Raw genomic sequence first — 1010 nt, 5'->3', positions numbered from 1 at the left:
TACGAGGGAGCTTTTGAAACGAGAAAATATCCTTTTTTCTTTTACTGGAAATATCACTTATGCCAAAGAAGGAGCGGAAATTTTGCGAGTGATTGAAAAAATTCCCTTAGAAAAAATTATGTTGGAAACAGATTGCCCTTATTTGGCGCCGGTGCCGAAAAGAGGAAAACGAAACGAACCGATTTTTGTGAAATACACCGGTGAACAAATCGCCAAAATCAAAAAAATGGATGAGGAGAAAATAGAGAAGAAGACTCTTCAAAACGCTTGGGATTTTTTTGGTTTAGAGTAAGAAAATAAGAACCAAAAAATTATTTTCTATTGACTTTTTAAAATTTTTGTTAGACAATAAAAAATGTTTTAAAGACAGTTGTTTTGATTATGAGAGAAGGAAAAAATAATTCAGGCGAAGCTCCTTGGTGGCAACCGGGAATGATTCTTTTTGGTCGTCTTTCCGGTTGGATCGCCGGTCCGGTTATTTTAGCAATTTTTTTAGGTCGCTGGTTGGATGAAAAATATGGAACCGATCCATGGTTTTTTATTTTTTTAACCGGCGGGGCCTTTTTAATTTCTTCTTTTGGAATAGTGAGAGATTCTTTGCGGGAGATTAAGAGAATTGAAAAAGAAAGCTCAAAAAAGAAGGAATAAACAAAATATTTTTTAGTCACAATTAGCAAGGAAGAGAATAATTATTTGATTTAATGAAAATCGCAAAAAACGAAAAGATTATTCATCAGATATATAAGATATAATAAATTCCAATAAAATAAAGAAAAGATGACGAAAACAGAAAATGATCAAAACATAAATCACGGCGAGTCTCAGGCGGAGGTTTCTCACGAAGCGACTCTTTATGCCGAACCGATTTTTCGCGTTGGTAATTTTTCCGTTACCAATTCTTTGCTAAACAGCTGGGTGGCTGTTTTTATTTTAGTTGTTTTTTTTATCCTAGTTGGGAAAAAGGTTGCTAAAATTCCAAAAGGAGCGCAAAATATTTTTGAAATAATTTT

General features: G+C 33.5%; 2 protein-coding genes and 1 pseudogene. All 3 read left to right on the top strand.

What is annotated here, in order from left to right:
• The coding region (locus COZ07_RS10705) for a TatD family hydrolase (protein ID WP_406608551.1) at nucleotides 1-292 on the top strand (292 nt) is incomplete at its 5' end.
• An 89-nt stretch (nucleotides 293-381) separates the two neighbouring features.
• Nucleotides 382-648: an AtpZ/AtpI family protein gene (locus COZ07_RS10700; protein WP_406608550.1), complete on the top strand. Its 267-nt coding sequence runs from the start codon at nucleotides 382-384 to the stop codon at nucleotides 646-648.
• 129 nt (nucleotides 649-777) lie between these two features.
• Nucleotides 778-1010 (top strand): annotated as a pseudogene (locus COZ07_RS10695) (hypothetical protein); the annotation flags it as partial.

Source organism: Candidatus Infernicultor aquiphilus (assembly GCF_002784285.1).
Taxonomy (GTDB): domain Bacteria; phylum Atribacterota; class Phoenicimicrobiia; order Phoenicimicrobiales; family Phoenicimicrobiaceae; genus Infernicultor; species Infernicultor aquiphilus.
The sequence above is the reverse complement of the archived record's forward strand: the minus strand, read 5'-3'. Positions and strand labels throughout refer to the sequence as shown.